A 17,710-nucleotide genomic window follows, 5' to 3' on the forward strand; every position below is an offset into this window, starting at 1 on the left:
CCCCCTCCGAACTGGCGAAGGTGCTTAAAGAACTTGCGGCAAAGGTGAAGTTGTCAGCATTTAAGAAGCATCCCCGGGGCCCGAAAAAACCCCAGCCGAAGCGAAAAAACCTAAAATACAGGCCTCATGTTTCTACTGCAAAATTACTCGAACAAAGAAAAAGGTAAAAGTACTACCTTGAAAGGGCTGATCACGACACCCAATCCCATGTCCAGATAAATGCGCAGTCGGCGATGGGTCACCTGGTAGAATACGCCGCGATCGCCATGGCGATCGGCCGCTTCGCGAAACCGCCAACCCAAGTCCTCCAACTGGCCTTCTGGGCCCACCGGGACGCATGAACTGAAAAGGCGAATTGGGCCAGCAAAAAAATGCCTAAAAACGGTTAAACTGGTCTCGGACACTTGGAGAAGCTGCAGCCGGACGCCGAAAGTAACGTAGTCGAAGATCGATCTCAGCACCCCGAAACCAACCAGGAACGGTTGATGAAAGGAATGTTTCAGCGGTGACGATGGGTTACCCAGTCCAGGGGTTTACGCGGTGGGCAGCGATGGTCGCCATGGGCAAGTCTGTCAGTAGGCTGGTCAAGAGAATCCCCTTGGAAAGAGGCGGCCAAAAAGGCGGAAAGACAGATGCGCCATCTCCATAGCCGTTTTGGAATCGACCGTTAACCAGGTGGTGAGCAAGCGGGAGTCAAGAAACGCCACATCCATTGGAGCCTGGAGGAAGGTAATTTGTTGTTGCAGGTTCGCCCCCGTGTCCTGAATGATGAGCTTCGATATGTGTTCCGTAAATGGCTCCTAAACGTTCCCCAAAAGGATGGGGGAGATCGGTTTGCTGCTCATATCACCCGGTTTTTTACAGTCTCCACTTGTTATTTTACGACCAAGACAGGCATTTCCGAAAATTCTATGACCCTTTCAGCGACACTCCCTAAAACGATATGGGAAATGCCTCGCCGCCCAAGCTTCCCCAGGACAACGAGATCTGCACCCCACGAAGCGGCTTCCTTTATGATAGCCTCATGGGGAATACCCTCTTCAATGAGGACCTCCAAATTGACTTTGTGTTTGCCGATCTCGCGCACCATGTCTTTGAGAAATCCTTGAGCCTGACTTTTCAGCTCTTCGCGAATGCTCCCGCTGTTTTTTTTTAAAAGGCTTTTCAACTGATCCGCCATCAAAACATCAAGAACATGGAAAAGCTTTAAATCAGATCCATGAATTTCAGCTATTTCGGCGGCCAAACGTGCAGCGTTGAGAGAGTATAGGGATCCATCCACAGGCACCAAAATTTTTTTAAAAATTCTCATGCGCTATTACTTTCCGCCGGCTTTTTTGCCGTTTCAACTGGAAAAGAAATTCTCTCTCCTTTTCCTCTAAATTTTCTTCGATATACTTAATGGTCGCCTGATAGAGCGGGATGTATATGTTTTCTAAAGCATTTATACGTTTCAAAGTCTTTTTTATTTCTGCCACCAGGCGAAAAAGGCCCACCTCGATTTCGGCCAACTCGGCAATAACCTCCATGCTTTCGTAAAGTGATTGGAGAACGGCGTCTATCGACGCTCCCGTGCCATGGAACCCATGATGCGGTGAAAGTTTGGGGAGGGTTATGCTTACCTTGGGAAGCGTGACGCCCATGAAGCTTTTTTCCATGATCTGCACTTTTTCTTCCAGGAACGTGCCCAGCGCGGCCCGCTCACAGGCAAGGCGGCCATGAATCAAAATGGCCTCTTGCAGATAGCCGTAGGCCGTTTTTAATGCCTTGTTCATCCTATCCCTTACCCCTTCAGCCTTAGTCGACAAGGTGCTGATGTGAGCCATCAAAGCCTCTTTCTTTTCATCCAGAAGCTCCAGGCCGTCTTCAGCAAAGGAAAGCTCCTCCTCAAGGCGCAGGAGGTTATTTTTATTAACTGAAAGGGGAAGTCTTGTCACTTTGGTTTCTATCCACTATTGCTCGATTCAGGGGGTGTGGTTTCGGGCAATTTCGATCCCTCCGTCTTTAAACCGTATTTTTGTATTTCTTCAGGTTTTACTCTGGTCAGATCTCTTGGCGGAAGCATCATGACCAGATCCCAGCCAAGTTGGAGTGTTTCGAAAACGGTTCTATCTTCGTAGGGACCTTGTTTGATAAAGCGTTCTTCAAATGCTTTGGAAAATTTCAGAAAAAGCCCATCGCGAGCTGTGAGATCTTCTTCCCCAATGATAGAGGCCAGTCTTTCCACCCGCTTTGCCTGGGCATAAAGCGCGTAGAGTTGGCTGGATAAATCCTGGTGGTCTTCTCTTGTGCGGCCTTCCCCGATGCCGTCACTCATCAGGCGCGACAGCGAGGGTAGCACATTGATGGGAGGGTAGATTCCTTTCTGGAACAACCCGCGGTCAAGCACAATCTGTCCTTCGGTGATATAGCCCGTAAGATCCGGGATGGGGTGGGTGATATCGTCATCGGGCATGGTGAGAATGGGGATCTGCGTGATCGATCCCCCGGCGGCGGCGATTCTCCCGGCCCTCTCGTAGATCGAGGCCAGATCACTATACAGATACCCGGGATAGCCCTTGCGGCTGGGGACCTCTCCCTTGGAAGTGGCCACTTCTCTCAAGGCTTCACAATAGTTCGTCATGTCCGTCAGAACCACCAGGACATGCATATCCTCCTCAAAGGCGAGGTGTTCGGCCACAGTTAAAGCAATCCGCGGGGTGATCAGTCGCTCAATGGAAGGGGCGTCCGCCAAATTGAGAAACATGACAACGTTTTTAAGACTCCCGCTTTCCTCGAAGTCTTTCCGAAAAAACTGCGCTTCTTCATGCTTGGTTCCCATGGCGGCAAAGACAATTGCAAATTTGCTCTCCTCTCCGATGAGCCTGGCCTGCCGAACAATCTGGGAGGCGAGTTGCGCGTGGGGGAGTCCGCTTCCTGAAAATATCGGCAGCTTTTGCCCTCTCACCAGGGCATTCAGGCCATCTATGGCTGAAATCCCTGTCTGGATGAAATCTTCGGGATAGAACCGGGCGACTGGATTTATCGGAAGGCCACCGATGTCGCGCGCTTCTCCGGTAATTGGCGGTGGACCGCCATCAAGCGGTCTTCCCAGACCATCAAAGATACGGCCCAAGACCTCCTCAGCCGAAACACGATATTGAAAAGGGTGTCCCAGAAAGCGAACTTTTGAATTGGATGAAGAAAGGCCAACGGTTCCTTGAAAGACTTCGACAACAGCCACATCATCGGAGACGGACAGAACCCGCCCGAGGCGAACCTCATTTTCGGGCGTAACGACTTCGGCGATCTCCCCAAAACCGACGTCCTCGATTCCTTTGACAAAGACCAAAGGCCCCTCTATGCGCAAGAGCCCCAGATATTCCAGTCCGGTTCTGCCGGGCAATTCTAAACCTCCCGCTTGAGGAGTTCATCGAATTCTTTTTCAACGCGGTCAAGAATATCCTTGAAAGGCATCGGATCATCTCCCTTGTAGGTGTACTTCATCCGTTCGATCTCCTCCAGGACCGGAATTTCCATTATTCGGTAGACCGGAATTCGATGGCGCACCACGGTCTCCTTCATTCGTTCAATAAATTTCAAGATAATCTGGAGCATCAAGACCTGTTTTTCGGCTGGAGAGTATGTGTCTATGGAATCAAAGGCACTTTGTTGTAAAAAATTCTCCTTTATGAGTCTCGCCCCCTGGAAAATCACTTTTTGATCCCCCGGCAAAGCATCTTCTCCGATGAGCTTGACGATATTCATAAGCCTGGCGTCTTCCTTGAGGAGCGCCAATGCTTCACTCCTTAGCTCAGTCCAGTCGAGATTTCCTTTTTTCTGCCACCACAGGGCAACTGCTTCCACGTAACCACTGTAGCTGTCGAGATAATTGATCGCCGGGAAATAGCGCGCGCTGGCGAGCTCTTTGTCCAGCGCCCAGAAAGTGCTGACAAACCGCTTGGTGTGCTGGGTGACCGGTTCTGAAAAATCGCTGCCGGGAGGCGACACGGCGCCAATCACCGAGACCGAACCCGTTTCGCCCCCAAGGGTAATGACAGCCCCGGCTCTTTCATAAAATTCGGCCAACCGTGAAGCCAGGTAAGCCGGAAACCCCTCCTCGGCCGGCATCTCTTCGAGCCGACCGGCAATTTCCCTCAAGGCTTCGGCCCAGCGGCTGGTTGAATCCGCCATCAAGGCCACGTGATACCCCATGTCCCGGTAGTATTCGGCGATGGTAATCCCGGTGTAGATACTGGCCTCTCTGGCAGTAACCGGCATATCAGACGTATTGGCAACAAAGATCGTTCTTTCAATCAGGGGCCTTCCGCTTCGGGGATCCAGCAGCTTTGGAAAATCCATGAGGACCCCGGCCATTTCGTTGCCTCTCTCACCGCATCCGATATAAACAATGATATCGGCATCCACCCATTTGGAAAGTTGATGCTGTGTAATGGTTTTACCCGTTCCAAACCCGCCGGGGATGGCCGCCGTGCCCCCTTTGGCTAAAGGGAAGAAAAAATCAATCACCCGTTGCCCAGTAAAAAGCGGTTCCTTAGGAAGGATCCGCTCGTGATACGGCCGAATTTGTCGAACAGGCCACTTCTGGTGAAGTTTAATTTCCTGAATTCCTCCCTTTTCGTCTTCCACAACGGCGATCCGCTCATCGATCGTGTAAAGTCCTTCCGGAGCCACTTCCTTCAGCCGGCCGCTTAAATTCGGGGGAACCATGATCCGATGAACAATATGGCCCGTCTCCTCAACCTCCCCAATCACCCGGCCGGGGTTAACGCTTTCACCTGCTATTGTTTTGGGTTTAAAGGCCCAGACCTTGTCGCGGTCAAGGGCCGCTACCGCTTTGCCCTTTCTGATATAAGGTCCTGAATTCCGGAACATGAACGAAAGCGGTCTCTGGGTTCCATCAAAAATATGGCCGATAAGACCCGGGCCCAACTCCGCGAATAGCGGTAATCCCTGGCCATAGACCCTTGTTCCGGGTTTAAGACCGGTGGTATCCTCATACACCTGGATGGTGGCCCGGTCTCCGTAAAGCGCAATCACCTCACCGACCAGCTTCTCTTCCCCGATCACGACCATCTCGTTCATGGAAAATGCCGCGGCCTCCCTAACGCGAATCACCGGGCCGTTGATTTCGCTTATGATGGCCTTTTTAACCGTCGCTTCTTTCGGCTCCAAAGATTTTTCTCCAGATTTCTCTTCGAATCTCATCATCACTGCGTTGAAGCCGGGAAAAGAGGCTGTTGTCGTAGAGCAAACGCTGATCACCGGTGTAGATCCGCAAGCAACCCTCCATGGAGGGTGAAGCGCGCAGCTCGATTTTTAAACCGCGTTCTTTCTCAAGCGCCCTGATATTGGGTTTTACAGATGTCAAATCCTCCTCACCCAGCTCAACCGTAAACTCCCTGCCCCCAAGAGTATCAATGCCTTCTTCTATGGCTGGCAATAAAAAATCGGAATAGCTCGGTTGATGGAGAAAGTCTTTCAAACGCTGCTCCAAAGCGCCCAAAATTTCATGTATTGTCTGCTCGCGAAATTCGATGATTCGCTTCCTGGCCTTAAACTCAGCGGCGTCCACCAGCCGTTTGGCCTCCGCATGGGCCCCGCTCTTTTGCGCAATAATCTCTTTTTGAAAGTCTTTTTCGGCCCGCTCATGTGCTTCGGCAATCGTCCTTTCTGCCTCGGCTTTGGCTTTGGTCAAGATTTTCTCAGCCTCTTGGCGGCCCTCGTCAAAAATGGCCCGACAAAAGAGTTCGACGTCTTCCCAGATGGGCATTGCTATCTCCTGACAAGGGAAAGTATTCGTTGCGTGGCCTTCGGTTTCTCGGACAGCGGCCCTTTAATATCAGGGATCTCGAGGATGAGTGGGCCATCCTCCTCTAGGAGTATTCGATCAATGACGTCGCGGTTTTTTTCAGCCAGACGTTCCGTAATCAAAACAAGGCCGGTCTCCTGGCGGTCCAGGCTTTCAAGAATCGCCAGGACCTCGGCCCCGGAATACACGGTTTGGGTGCGTATCCCGGCCAGGGAAAAGGTCAGGCAGGTATCAGGATCGGCCAGTACGAAAATCTTCATAGCCTGCCCAAAATCATGACGGCCACGATCAATCCATAAATGGCGATGCCCTCGGCCAATCCCAGGAATATGAGAGCGCGGCCGGCAAGCTCGGGTTTTTCACTCATCGCCCCCATGGCGGCGGAACCTACTATCGCCACGGCCACACCCGCCCCCAGGGTGGAGGCGGAAATGGCAATGGCTGCCGACAGATAGCCCCAACTGGTGGCCGAACTTTTCTGAGCGACGGCCTCCTGGGCAAATACCGCCGCAGGGGCAAGAACCATAGAGAAAAAACCGGGGAGACACGCGAGAATTTTCATAGGCACCTCCTTTTGAGCGTTTTGAAACTGAGTATCACAACCCTCTTTCTCCCGAATCGATTTCCTGGTCAAAGGGTTTGAACTTTTCGCCGCCCCCCCTGAAAAACTTGCTGAAAAATTCATAGTACTCCAAACGGATCACTTGAATCGAGACCACCAACCCCTCCAAAACGATGATGACCATATTGCCAACGGCCAGCACCATCCAGAACAATATCCCGCCCCCTCTTCCGTGGGCCACGAGATCGGCAATTGAAAACACCGCGACAAAAAGCGCCGCGTGCGCCAGGGCAAAAGCCGCCACCCTGATAAAGGAGATCGTGTTTGCCCCGTAGCGAATAAGGTCATCAAGAAATTCCACGCTCGATTCCACAATGTCAGCAAAAAAACCCTTCTGCTTCATAATGGCCGTTAATCGTTCTTTCTTGACCAACAGACGATGGAGGGGACGGTGAAAAATCATGAGGCCCATCAGCGCGGTAGCCACCCATCCAAAAACGGTCAGCTCACTCCAGGCCAGTTGGCCGGTGAGGAAATATTTCAGTGTCAGCCCTGCAACTATCCAGTAGAAGAGAGCGCCGGCTAAACCACTGGCGCTGAGCAGGAGATGGTATTCTTTTAACCTCAAGGCGTTGATCAAATTTAAGATGAATCCCAGGCTCACCAGGCCAACCCCAAAAATTAGGGCTACCTTGACAAAATAGGCCACATCATCCAGGGGTCTGAACCAAAGGGCGGGGATCAGCGTTTCAATCCCGAAAATGCTCCCGTAGAGAAAACCGAAAAGGACGGAAAAAAAGCCGCACTCCATCAAAATAATGGCGTAATCCAAATACTTATAGAATCGGCGGAACAAAAGCCGGCCGATGATAAAGAGAACTGCGCCATGGCCAACGTCACCGAACATCATGCCAAACATGAGAAGAAAACTCAGGGCAAAAAAGACGGTCGGCTCGACTTCCTTGTAGCGGGGGGTTCCGTAAAGACTGGTCAACCTTTCGAAAGGGCTGATCAGTAAAGGATTGTTAAACAAGATCGGAATCTTTATGACGCCCGAGCGGACCTCCTTCAGATCATCAGGGTCGACTTTTTCAAAAATAACCTGCCCTTGAGTGATCTCCGTCAGTGCTTCATGGAGTGCTTTGCAAAAGCGCTCTGGAATCCAGCCCGAAATGAGATAGCTTTTTTCAATTTTCCCAAAGAGACGACGGGCCGCAAGAATATTGCGCGATGCGATGATTTTTTCCTTGATTGTCAAAAGTTCGTCGCCGAGAGCGTTCTGAAAAGCATCCCTTTGACGAAACAAGCGATTCTTTTTCGCTTCAAGTTCTGCCATCTCCGATTGGAGTCTTGCCAAAATCTGTCCCGTGGTGCCGGATACCTGCGTTGGGATCTCAATCTGCTCGAAAAACGCCCCTTTTAGGGCTCTCTCGAACACAAGCCAATCATCTTTTAACCCGAAAACGAGCATCACGACGCGCTCAGCTACCGTGCCGATATGTATGAAAGCATGGTGATACTGGGATAGACTTTCCTCAAGCTTTTCCAGACCCCGGACGGGTACCAGGCCGATCATCCAGTTCACATATTTACACCTCAAGAGGCGCGATAAATCGAGATCGTTCGGAAGGAGGTCAAATTTGTCTCGTGTATTTTTATGCTCAATGAATTCCTCTGCGGTAACTCTTAAATCACCTAAAAGCGAGTCGACTTCCTTTTTGACTTCGGCGAGCCGTTCTCTGATTTTAAAAATTTCTTTTTCGGGAATAACCAACGTGTTCAGGGAGACCGGCTCCGAACGGATTGCCAAGCCCTCCAACAGTGCTTTGATGTCTTTGAAAAGGGTTTCAAATTCCTTAAGCAGGTCGCCATTGGTTTCGGCGACATACCCGAGACGGCCCAGATGTGTCTCGCCAATTCTGATCAAGTGCAGCAGTTTAAACTTGGCCAGGGTCGCCGTGGTGGCCGATACGAAATCGGCTGGAACCTGAATCGTCACTCTTACCAATTTTTCAGGCTTAAACACGCCCGTCTCCTGCCACCGTAAGGGTGGCGAAATCAAGAAAAGAAGCCAAAGGCATCCCAAGATCCATGGCGGACACAAGCCCCTCTAAAGCCTTTACTTCGATCTGTCTTAAAAGCAGATAAGATAGTTGCAGCCGAATTTGAAAAGGGTCTTTCCGGAAAACGTTATAAAGCTGAATAAGAAACCATCTTTCAAAGAGCGGTTGAATTTCCGGCCAATCCTTGGCCTGTTTCAGAACATCTGAATAGGGGTTTGGCAAACTGGCTATAAACGAATTCAGTTCAAGGCGCCTGGCCAAGCTGCCGACTTGGGCGATCCCGAGATGCTTTCCACCGGGGAGCATGTAGTTTATGATTTCTTCGGGGGAGAGATCGTAAAAGTGGCGAAATCTGGCCATCCAAGATAAGTTTTCAAAGTCAATGAGTTCGCCGATCAAGGCCGCCGCTCCCTTGCGATCATGGTCGTCTAAGGTTTCCAAGGTCTCAACGAGTTTTTCAAAAACGCAGATGTCAATCGCCACCTCCAAGGGGAAAAGCCTTCCCTGCGCTTTGAATTGAGGCAACGCATGGGTTAAAGCGGAATAAAAGAGCGTCGGTTTCAGGAGTTCGATGGCTGCAGGAATATCCGGTGCCTGAACGAGTTCTCCGATGGGTAAGGTGGAGAGTCTCCCAAGGTGATAAAGGTAAAACCGAATGCCCGACGGGGACTTTCCTTCCCAAATTCCCCGCAGCACGGTTTTCAGGTTTTCGGCTTCAAAGGCCGATAGCAGGGCCTTGAGCAAAGCAGAACTTCTTTTGGGAACCGCCTTTAACAGTTTGGCATAATCTCTGAACAGCTCGTCATACAGCGCCAAGGATATCACATCGGCCTCTGGTCTTCCTTCGGGAATATGAGACAGGGCTTCCGCATAGTCCGTTCCGCGAAGATACTTCAGGACTTCTTTCAGCTTCTTGCAGCCGACAAGAAAGTGCCAGTCTTCAGTGCTTAACAACTTGCTTTTTAAGGCTCTTGTCTTCGCCTGCGCAAAGGAATACTTGAAAACCCTGGTAATCAAAAGCGTGTCACCCTTGTAAGAAGATCATCAATAAGGTCCTGAAATTGTGATTTCTTTTTGTTGCGCAACCTTTCAAGATAACGATCCGTTTCTTCCAAAATACGCTGAGCCTTTGACTGGGCTGCTGATATGATTTTTTCTATCTCTTCCCGTTTTAATGCTGCGAGTTCCCTTTCTTTCTGAGCAATGATTTCTTTTGCTTTCTCTTTAGCCTGATCCCGCATATTCTGTGCCGCAAGCTTGGCCTCAGCCACATATGTTTGGGTGGACTCATCTGACTGAATTATTTTTTCTATCTCGACTTTCATGCGGGACCTCAACTTGAGGATCGCTGCCGGGTTGACACAGCCCCTGCAGGGCCAAGGCGAAGACGCTTTTTTGGACGTCGAATTGGAACCGGCGTCCGGTTGCGAAGCGTTCGATGACCCGGGGCAGGCCTTGGCTTCGCCATAGCTTTTCAAAAACCAGTGCCGGCCCCCATTGCTTGGCCTTACGGGTGCTGATTTTAGGAACTTTGGCCACCGTCAGCACGCGCAGGGTTTCAGAGAATCGCGCTGGGCTTTTGACCAATCCGGCAGAGATAGGAACGCGCTTTTTGAAACGGGTTCTACGGGAAAAATACAGCTGTATAAACCGGGAAATCAAAACCCCATCTTGGGGCGGGTGGGACAGGCCCCCATGGACAAATTACATCTCAGCATAACCGGACCCTGTCAAGCCGAAAACCATGGGTTTCAGGGAAGATTGGCCCGGTTTTCGGGCACGGCTCTGCCGGTGGCCCATCCGGTGTTTTCACAGACAGGCGTCTGCGGGGGTATACGCGATCGGTGAGGTAATCGTCGGCCCACGGCATCCAGGAGCCGCCCCAGCCGTCGTGACCGGTTGCGGGAGGCGCGTGGGAGTGCGGCCGGCAAGGACGCATGGTTTTCCGAAGCCCCGGGGGCTCGAAGATCTTACGGACCACATCGGCCTGCTCGATCAAGCGATCACGTGCATCGGACCCACGCAGGTGGGACACACCAGGAGATCGATCTCATAGATTTTTTGGATCAGCCTTGCCCAGTTTCGTGGCGACTCTTTTTCGTTCAGCTCCGGCTCCAAAACGCAAGGAATCGCTTGGTCAAACTCGTCTTTTTTCCTCTTCCCCTTGAAAACGTTGCTGTAGAATCCGTTTCAGCGGACAGGATCAAAACTGCCTGGCCGCTTAAAAAAAATTCCCAGCGATCGTCGCATTGAGGTCTCGCTGCGAAGGATATTGGACTTTTGGTTCAATTAGGCTACATAGCAATTGGGTTGCAATCTTCGATGACGTCAGTACAATGCCCGACAGATTTTTTCTGACTAGGAGGCATTGGGATGGATTATCGCTGGCTGCTGGTTCATATTCTCCCCTCCATCGGGTTTGTTCTGGCGCTGATCTTGTTGGCCCACATCCTGAGGGAAAAAAGACCGCCGACCAGCACCCTGGCCTGGCTGATGGCCATCGTTTTCATTCCCTACGTGGGCGTGCCGCTCTACCTTGTTTTCGGCGGGCGCAAGATGCTCAGCCGGGCCGATGCCAAACCGGCGCTCAAGCCGGCGGGGGGGGCACCCGCGATCGCCCCGGATACCGGCGGCGCCCGCCTGCTCGCACCCGACGGCGGCGTCTTCCCCGCATCGGCCAGCAATCAGATCACCTTGCTGCCGGAAGGGGAGCAGGCTTTTCAAAACATACTGGACCTGATCCGCAGCGCCAGTCGCTCCATCCACATTGCCACCTTCATCCTGGGCAAAGATGAAACCGGGAGGGCCATCTTGGAGGCCCTTGCCCTCAAAGCCACCCAAGGCGTCGAGGTGCGCCTTCTTCTGGACGCGTTGGGATCGGTGAAAATATCCCGGAAGTATCTCTCGCCCCTGCTGTCGGCCGGCGGTCAGGCGGCCTACTTCATGCCGATGATTCATTTGCCTTTCCGGGGTCGGGCCAATTTGCGCAATCACCGTAAAATGCTCGTCTGCGACGGCCGGGCGGCGGTCATCGGCGGGATGAACCTGGCTTCGGAATACATGGGTCCGCGGGATTTTCCAGGCCGCTGGCGGGACCTCTCGCTGCTGGTCGAAGGGCCGGTGGTGGACGACATCGCCGGAATTTTTAGCTCGGATTGGCGCTTTGCGAGCAAGACCCCGCTGCACGACCAGTTGAGGGCCTCGCCCGCTGCGGCTCCGGGACCCCATGGCGTCGCCCAGCTTGTTGCCAGCGGGCCGGACGTTGCCAACGACTCCCTGCGCAATGCCATCCTGACGGAAATTTTCATGGCGAAGCGCCGCATCTGGGCGGTGACGCCGTATTTCGTGCCCGATGAACTGCTGCTGGAGGCCCTGTGCATCGCGGTCCGCCGCAACGTCGATGTTTCGATCATCACGCCGAAAAAGTCGAACCACCTTCTGGCGGATATCGTCCGCGAGGGTTATCTGACGCGGGTTCAGGATGCCGGCGCCGCAGTCCGGCTTTACGAGCCGCGGATGCTCCACGCAAAAGCGTTGCTGGTCGACGATACGATCGCCATGGTCGGATCGGCCAACATGGACATGCGCAGCATGTTGCTCAACTATGAGATCGCACTGTGCATTTACGATAGCGAGGCGATCGCGCAGCTCGACTCCTGGATGCGCGACCTGATAGTGCAAAGTTCGCCGCGCAAGCTCCAGGCCGGGGGTGCATTCGGCCTGGTCGAAAGCGTGGGGAGGCTTTTTGCCCCGCTGCTGTAGCCGAAGTGACGAAGACGACCGGAACCGGACCGGGAAGGAAAATCGACGGATGGCGCAGGCCACGGCACATGCAGGAAAACCGGACCCGGTTGCAGCGAAGGACGAGGGCGGTCGGGCCGGGATCGACCGCCGCCTGGCGCGGCTTTCATTGGCCGCGCTGGGGGTGGTTTTCGGGGATATCAGCACAAGCCCGATTTACGCCATCCGGGAGTGCTTTCACGGCGAATACGGAATCGCCGTCAGCCGCCTCAACGTATTGGGGATCCTGTCCTTGATGTTCTGGGCCCTGGCGCTGATCGTGGGCGTGAAGTACCTGCTGTTCGTCTTCCGGGCGGACAATCGCGGGGAGGGCGGCGTCATCGCCCTGACCGCCCTGGTTCGCGGTCACCGGGACGGCAGCCGCGGCCTGGGCCTCGTGGCCCTGGGGCTCTTTGCGGCCTGCCTGCTATACGGAGACGGCATGATCACCCCGTCGATCTCGGTGTTGAGCGCCGTGGAGGGGTTCGGCATCCTCACCCCCGTCTTCACCCCCTATGTGATCCCCATCACGGTTGCGATTCTCGTCGGCCTGTTTCTGATCCAGCGCCGCGGCACGGCCCGGGTTGGCGGGCTCTTCGGGCCGGTGATCCTCCTCTGGCTTTGTTTTTTGGCGGTTACCGGGGCCAATCAGGTGGTGCGCGAGCCCGGGGTGCTGGCCGCGGTTTTGCCCTGGCATGGCCTCCGGTTTTTGCTAATCAACAAACTGCACGGGTTTGTGGTGCTGGGCGCGGTTTTTCTGGTAGTGACCGGAACCGAAGCGCTCTACGCCGACATGGGGCATTTCGGAACCCGGCCCATCCGCCTGACCTGGTTCGGGCTGGTGTGGCCCTCGCTGGTGCTGAACTACTTCGGGCAGGGGGCCCTTCTGCTGCAACGTCCGGAAATGTCGGCCCACCCTTTTTATGCCATGGTGCCTTCGTGGGCCATGGTGCCGACGGTGCTGCTGGCCACCCTGGCCACCATCATCGCCTCTCAGGCGGTGATCAGCGGTGCCTTTTCCATGACCCGCCAGGCGATCGGGCTCGGATACCTGCCGCGGTTGAATATTCAGCACACCTCCGCGAGTCACATCGGACAGATCTATGTGGCCCCGGTCAACTGGATGCTCATGGCCTGCACGATCGCCCTTGTGACCGGCTTCCAGACCTCCAGCAAACTGGCAGCCGCTTACGGGGTGGCCGTGACTTCCACGATGATCATCACCACGGTGCTTTTTTTTGTCGTTGCCCGCAACCGGTGGAATTGGCCGCTGAGCTGGGCCGCATCGCTGGCGGGCGTTTTCCTGCTGGTGGACGTGCCGTTTTTTGCGGCCAACCTCAGCAAGATCCTTCACGGCGCCTGGTTCCCCCTGGTCATCGGGGCCTTTTTTTTCACGCTCATGCGCACCTGGGCCGACGGCCGCCGGATCCTAGCCGTCAATTTGCGCAAGATCATGCCGCCGGCACATCAGTTCTTCGTCGATCTGAGCAGTCATCCGCCGGCCAAAATCGACGGTAGCGCCGTTTTTCTCTCGGCCAGCCGGAGTGCGGTACCCACGGCCCTGGCAAAGAATGTCAGGCACAATCACATGGTGCACAGTCGAACCGTTTTGCTGCATTTCCGGGTGGAGGACATCCCCCGGATCCCCAGCCTAGAAAAGATCGAGATCGAAAAATTCGGCAGTGGCTTTTTCCGCATCGTGGCCCGCTATGGCTTCATGGAGGAACCCGGTCTGCAAACGGTATTTTCGTTGGCACGCGATCAGGGTCTGGATCTGGATCCGGAGGCGACAAGTTTTTACATCGGCCGTGAAAATCTGGTCATGGCCGAAGAACCCGGCATGGCGCGCTGGCGCGCACGGCTTTTTATGTTCATGTCGCGCAATGCGGCCGATGCCACCTCCTTTTTCCGGCTCCCGCCGGACCAGGTGATCGAGATCGGCGTCCGGCTGGCGATTTGACGGGCAGGGCCCTTTTGCGGGACCGATGCTACATGAGTGTTCGACGGAGGAAATCTTGCCGATAAGGCGCGGAGCATAACCGGTTCATAGAAAGAGCAAACGGGAATTCGACCATGCCCACTGTTTCGTTGTACGAAGGTCTCCTGATCCTGTCGGCCGCCGCCATTCTCATCGTTTACCACGCCCACCTGGCCGTGAAGGTGCGACGCAGACCGCTGACCACGGCCGTCGGCATCACCAACCACGCACGCCAGTTGTGGGTCGAAGGCGTCATCCGGGAAAAGCGCGACATCCTGGCGGTGCAGACGCTGCGCAACCAGGTGATGGCCGGCACGTTTCTGGCCTCCACCGCGATTCTGCTCAGCCTCGGGTCGTTCAACGCCGCTTTTCGAACGGGTGTGTCCGGCGAGGTCTCCCACGCGCTCAATCTGTTCGGGACAAGAACCGAAACCCTGTGGATGCTCAAATTGATGCTCCTGGGGATCGCGTTTTTTGTCACGTTTTTCAATTTCACACTGGCCATCCGCTACTTCAACCACGTCGGGTTCATGATCAACACGTTTCATCAGGACGACTCGACCGTCTCTGTCGAAGCCGTCACCCAGGTTCTCAACCACGCCGCGCTGCACTACACGATCGGGATGCGCGGGTTCTATCTGTCCGTGCCGCTGGCCCTGTGGCTTTTCGGCCCGGTCTGGATGCTGGCGGGAAGTCTGCTGCTGGTCGCCGTTCTCTATCGCCTGGACCGGGAGGCATAAACCGATCCACCAGGTTGAGGAGAATGAAAGGATACGGGTCGAACAGTTTTGCCGCCAGGGCAAGGGTATTGATCAGGGCCCAGGCCGCCGACACCCACGCAAAGAGGATGATGAACCCCCAGCTGCCCCCGAAGGCGGCAATAAGGGCGGTTCTGTATTCTCAACCGTCGCTTGGCACGCCGAGAACTTGTGCCAGCCGCGCGAGCCGCACGCGCTCGGCCGGGCTCGGGGCGCCTGCAGCGTCGATGATCGCCTCCGCGTGCTTGATCAACTCGGCGCGCGCATCGGGTTCGGGCACCAACCTGGTCAGGGCCTCCACCGCGCGCTCGGGCTCGATCAACAGCACCGCGAATTGCTCGCGCACCGCCCGCTTGAATGCGTCAAACGACAAATGCATCAGCCGCTGACGCGCCTCGCCCAACGCCAGCGCCGAGCGCTGGTCGATTGCTCGCTCCGCGATGAAAACGTAGAGCACGGCACGGATCAGCGCCTCGTCGCGCCCGCCGCTGTCCAGCTTCGCCGCATAGGCCGCGGCCCGGGCTCGACATGCGGCGAGCGTCTCCGGCGAGAGCCCGGGGGGTTTGCGCACCACGCTTTCCTCGTTGAGACCGAGCAGTGCCTGCACCACCGGCGAGCCATAAAAGCCGAAGAACAGCATTTCGGCGAATTGATCGCGCACTGCGCGATAGGCATCCAGGTTGGCGACGATCTGATCGGAGACCGCCTTTTGCAGCGCAAGGAAGGGATTGTCGGGCGGTGCCGGCTTGCGTTCCGCGTTGATCGTGTCGGCGAGCTGCTTGACGCCCTGCATCCAGGGGTTGCTGTCGGCAAACAGCGTATAGCTCAGGCGAAGCGGATTCATGCTGCTCGCCAGCTCGGCCATCGGGTGATTGACCAGCGCGCGCACCAGGGGCTGCATCAGGGTGCGATAGATCGACTGATTCAGCTCGGAGAGCCGGGCCGCAGCGGCAAATGCGCGGTCGTCCTCCGGGCTGTTGCGCCCGAGGGCGCGGATAGCGTCCAGGGTGCGGGCCTCGAAGCGGGCGATCCAATCACCGGTGACGAAGCCCCCCACCGGCACTTCGACCGGGCGCGGCGAGATCACCATCTCATAGAGTCCGGGCGGCAGACAGTCGATCACGTCCATCAACTGCACGAACTCCTCGTCTTCCTTCGCGCCGATCTTGGATGAAACGAAGATCCCCAGATGCCCGACCTTCTGGTTCAGACAGTAGACGATGGTGCGGTCGGTGGCGCGGATATCCTCCACATCGCGATAGAGATCGAGGATCCAGCCCAGCGCCTGCTGGGGCGGGCTGATATTGTCCCCGAGCGACGTGAAGGCGATGATCGGCGAGGTGATGTTGCGCAGATCGAAGACCTTGCCGTCGCGCGATTGGAGCTGGTTGCGGGTCAGCTTGTCGCCGATGAAGAGGTTGTCGACCAGGAATTGCAGCTCCTCGCCGTTGAGCTGGATGAAATCGCCCCACCATTTCTCGAATTCCAGAAAGCGCTTGGCGTCCGTGTCGATGTTGGCATAGACATCGTACTGCTTGCCCCAGAGCCAGTTGGCAGGGTTCAGGTTGTCGAAGTTGAGGATCAGCCAGGTCCCGTCGAACTTGCCGTCGCTCAAGTCGCTCGTGAGCGCGGTAAGCCAGCTTCCGCCGAGCAGGCCGCCGGAATAGCGCATCGGATTCTTGCCGTGCACGCCCTGCCAGTAGGACATCGGTGAGCCGGCAACCAAGCAGGGCCCGAACAGGTCGGGGCGCAGCATCGCCACCATCAGGGTCTGATAGCCCGCTTGGCAATTGCCGATGGCAAACGGGAGCGGCGCATCCGAGTGCAACGCGACCACCCGCTCGAAGAACTTGACCTGGCCCTCGACGACATCGAGGAACTGCTGTCCGGGCTCGGGCCTGGAACTGAAGCCGATGAAATAGGTGGGATGTCCCGCGGCGAGCGCGTCGCCGATCTCGCTTTTGGCCTTGAATCCGCCGATGCCGGGTCCTTGCCCGGCGCGCGGATCGACCACGACGACCGGGCGCTTGCGCGGGTCGACTGCCACCGCAGGAGGCGGCAATATGCGGGCGAGGAAATAGTTCATCGGCCGCGGCAGCGAGCGTCCACTCATCAAGATCTCATGCTCGAAGTGCAGCACCGTAGCCATTGACTGGGAGGTGATCTCGAGCTGCTGGTTGCCGCGCTCCCGCAGCAACTCCAGAAAGAGCGCGCTGCGCTGGAAGGCATCGACCAAATACTCCGGCAGGCTCGCTGCCCCGCTGCCGGCAAGTTCGAGGAGCCGGGCCATTGCCTCGGCCGGCTCGGTCATGACTGCTGTGGTTTTCATTTCAACCTCCGGGTAGATCACCGCAAACGGGCAAGTCAAACCCGACGCAAAGAAAGTAAAAGGCTCGGTCCGCGGCGAGAGCCACGGGCGGGTACGGAACAGGGATCGGAACTCGCTTTTTGAAGCGGGTTCTTATTTGTTTTCGGGCAAGTGCATTAGATCCGGATCAAGCGCATAAGTCCAGGGAGCTCCCGAATTTTTCCAGCCGTTGCGCATCCGCTTGCCATTGAAGTAACTTCCTTCATCTTTGATTTTGTCACCTTCGAAGCCATCGACGATGTTATACACTTTCGTGTAGCCTGCCTCTGCCAGCATGTCGACGGTCTTGGCGCTTCTGCCGCCAGAACGGCACATCACATAAATGGTATCCGATGGCTTCAGCTTCGCTGTGACCGCCTCCATGAAGTCGGGATTGTCGCGCATCACCG

General features: G+C 55.4%; 15 protein-coding genes and 1 pseudogene. 3 read left to right on the forward strand and 13 right to left on the reverse strand.

Going from position 1 to position 17,710, the window contains the following annotated elements; all coding sequences use genetic code 11:
- Window positions 1-874 precede the first annotated feature (874 nt).
- From LJE63_16530 to LJE63_16575, 10 genes are read right to left on the reverse strand one after another with little or no spacing between them, the layout of a single operon-like run.
- Window positions 875-1,312, reverse strand: coding sequence for a universal stress protein (locus LJE63_16530; protein MCG6908211.1), 438 nt, complete (start codon window positions 1,310-1,312; stop codon window positions 875-877).
- Window positions 1,299-1,937, reverse strand: a complete 639-nt coding sequence (locus LJE63_16535) for a V-type ATP synthase subunit D (protein ID MCG6908212.1) — start codon at window positions 1,935-1,937, stop codon at window positions 1,299-1,301. Before LJE63_16535 ends, LJE63_16530 begins: the two co-directional genes overlap by 14 nt.
- Before the next feature lie 8 nt (window positions 1,938-1,945).
- Window positions 1,946-3,385 (reverse strand): V-type ATP synthase subunit B, encoded by a 1,440-nt coding sequence (locus tag LJE63_16540; GenBank protein MCG6908213.1) that lies wholly within the window; start codon window positions 3,383-3,385, stop codon window positions 1,946-1,948.
- A gap of 2 nt (window positions 3,386-3,387) precedes the next feature.
- Window positions 3,388-5,208 (reverse strand): V-type ATP synthase subunit A, encoded by a 1,821-nt coding sequence (locus LJE63_16545; protein MCG6908214.1) that lies wholly within the window; start codon window positions 5,206-5,208, stop codon window positions 3,388-3,390.
- Window positions 5,150-5,773, reverse strand: a complete 624-nt coding sequence (locus tag LJE63_16550) for a V-type ATP synthase subunit E (GenBank protein ID MCG6908215.1) — start codon at window positions 5,771-5,773, stop codon at window positions 5,150-5,152. Before LJE63_16550 ends, LJE63_16545 begins: the two co-directional genes overlap by 59 nt.
- A gap of 2 nt (window positions 5,774-5,775) precedes the next feature.
- Entirely contained in the window at window positions 5,776-6,072 is a 297-nt protein-coding gene (locus tag LJE63_16555) for a V-type ATP synthase subunit F (protein ID MCG6908216.1), read from the reverse strand.
- A complete protein-coding gene (locus LJE63_16560; protein MCG6908217.1) occupies window positions 6,069-6,374 on the reverse strand; it encodes an ATP synthase subunit C in 306 nt (101 codons plus the stop codon). Before LJE63_16560 ends, LJE63_16555 begins: the two co-directional genes overlap by 4 nt.
- A gap of 34 nt (window positions 6,375-6,408) precedes the next feature.
- Window positions 6,409-8,400 carry a hypothetical protein gene (locus LJE63_16565; GenBank protein MCG6908218.1) on the reverse strand — a complete coding sequence of 664 codons (1,992 nt, stop codon included), beginning with the start codon at window positions 8,398-8,400 and terminating at the stop codon, window positions 6,409-6,411.
- The gene (locus LJE63_16570; GenBank protein MCG6908219.1) at window positions 8,393-9,454 is read right to left on the reverse strand and encodes a V-type ATPase subunit; all 1,062 of its coding nucleotides are present in this window, start codon (window positions 9,452-9,454) and stop codon (window positions 8,393-8,395) included. Before LJE63_16570 ends, LJE63_16565 begins: the two co-directional genes overlap by 8 nt.
- Entirely contained in the window at window positions 9,451-9,762 is a 312-nt protein-coding gene (locus LJE63_16575; GenBank protein MCG6908220.1) for a hypothetical protein, read from the reverse strand. The genes LJE63_16570 and LJE63_16575 overlap by 4 nt, the downstream gene beginning before the upstream one ends.
- Window positions 9,763-10,810: 1,048 nt before the next feature.
- Between LJE63_16575 and cls the strand changes: the two genes are divergently transcribed.
- The 3 genes from cls (at window position 10,811) to LJE63_16590 (ending at window position 14,935) form a co-directional block, all read left to right on the forward strand.
- Complete coding sequence (gene cls, locus LJE63_16580; GenBank protein ID MCG6908221.1) at window positions 10,811-12,199, forward strand: cardiolipin synthase; 1,389 nt, start codon at window positions 10,811-10,813, stop codon at window positions 12,197-12,199.
- Window positions 12,200-12,248: 49 nt separating this feature from the next.
- Window positions 12,249-14,177 (forward strand): potassium transporter Kup, encoded by a 1,929-nt coding sequence (locus tag LJE63_16585; GenBank protein MCG6908222.1) that lies wholly within the window; start codon window positions 12,249-12,251, stop codon window positions 14,175-14,177.
- Between the two features lie 113 nt (window positions 14,178-14,290).
- The gene (locus tag LJE63_16590; protein MCG6908223.1) at window positions 14,291-14,935 is read left to right on the forward strand and encodes a DUF599 domain-containing protein; all 645 of its coding nucleotides are present in this window, start codon (window positions 14,291-14,293) and stop codon (window positions 14,933-14,935) included.
- A 7-nt stretch (window positions 14,936-14,942) separates the two neighbouring features.
- On the opposite strand, the pseudogene LJE63_16595 reads toward LJE63_16590, so the two are convergent.
- The 3 genes and pseudogenes from LJE63_16595 to LJE63_16605 form a co-directional block, all read right to left on the reverse strand.
- A pseudogene (locus tag LJE63_16595) lies at window positions 14,943-15,077 on the reverse strand (DUF1003 domain-containing protein).
- Window positions 15,078-15,095: 18 nt separating this feature from the next.
- Window positions 15,096-17,282 (reverse strand): DUF3141 domain-containing protein, encoded by a 2,187-nt coding sequence (locus tag LJE63_16600; protein MCG6908224.1) that lies wholly within the window; start codon window positions 17,280-17,282, stop codon window positions 15,096-15,098.
- 132 nt (window positions 17,283-17,414) lie between these two features.
- Window positions 17,415-17,710 (reverse strand): hypothetical protein (locus LJE63_16605; protein ID MCG6908225.1); only part of this gene is annotated, 296 nt, incomplete at its 5' end.

It is taken from the genome of Desulfobacteraceae bacterium, from assembly GCA_022340425.1.
GTDB lineage: Bacteria > Desulfobacterota > Desulfobacteria > Desulfobacterales > JAABRJ01 > JAABRJ01.

What these genes read in the sequence shown, in the direction of transcription:
- LJE63_16590 (MCG6908223.1), top strand. Translation starts at nt 14,291, where the DNA reads ATGCCCACTGTTTCGTTGTACGAAGGTCTCCTGATCCTGTCGGCCGCC.
- LJE63_16575 (MCG6908220.1), bottom strand. Translation starts at nt 9,762, where the DNA reads ATGAAAGTCGAGATAGAAAAAATAATTCAGTCAGATGAGTCCACCCAA.
- LJE63_16530 (MCG6908211.1), bottom strand. Translation starts at nt 1,312, where the DNA reads ATGAGAATTTTTAAAAAAATTTTGGTGCCTGTGGATGGATCCCTATAC.
- LJE63_16545 (MCG6908214.1), bottom strand. Translation starts at nt 5,208, where the DNA reads ATGAGATTCGAAGAGAAATCTGGAGAAAAATCTTTGGAGCCGAAAGAA.
- cls (MCG6908221.1), top strand. Translation starts at nt 10,811, where the DNA reads ATGGATTATCGCTGGCTGCTGGTTCATATTCTCCCCTCCATCGGGTTT.
- LJE63_16585 (MCG6908222.1), top strand. Translation starts at nt 12,249, where the DNA reads ATGGCGCAGGCCACGGCACATGCAGGAAAACCGGACCCGGTTGCAGCG.
- LJE63_16550 (MCG6908215.1), bottom strand. Translation starts at nt 5,773, where the DNA reads ATGCCCATCTGGGAAGACGTCGAACTCTTTTGTCGGGCCATTTTTGAC.
- LJE63_16555 (MCG6908216.1), bottom strand. Translation starts at nt 6,072, where the DNA reads ATGAAGATTTTCGTACTGGCCGATCCTGATACCTGCCTGACCTTTTCC.
- LJE63_16600 (MCG6908224.1), bottom strand. Translation starts at nt 17,282, where the DNA reads ATGAAAACCACAGCAGTCATGACCGAGCCGGCCGAGGCAATGGCCCGG.
- LJE63_16560 (MCG6908217.1), bottom strand. Translation starts at nt 6,374, where the DNA reads ATGAAAATTCTCGCGTGTCTCCCCGGTTTTTTCTCTATGGTTCTTGCC.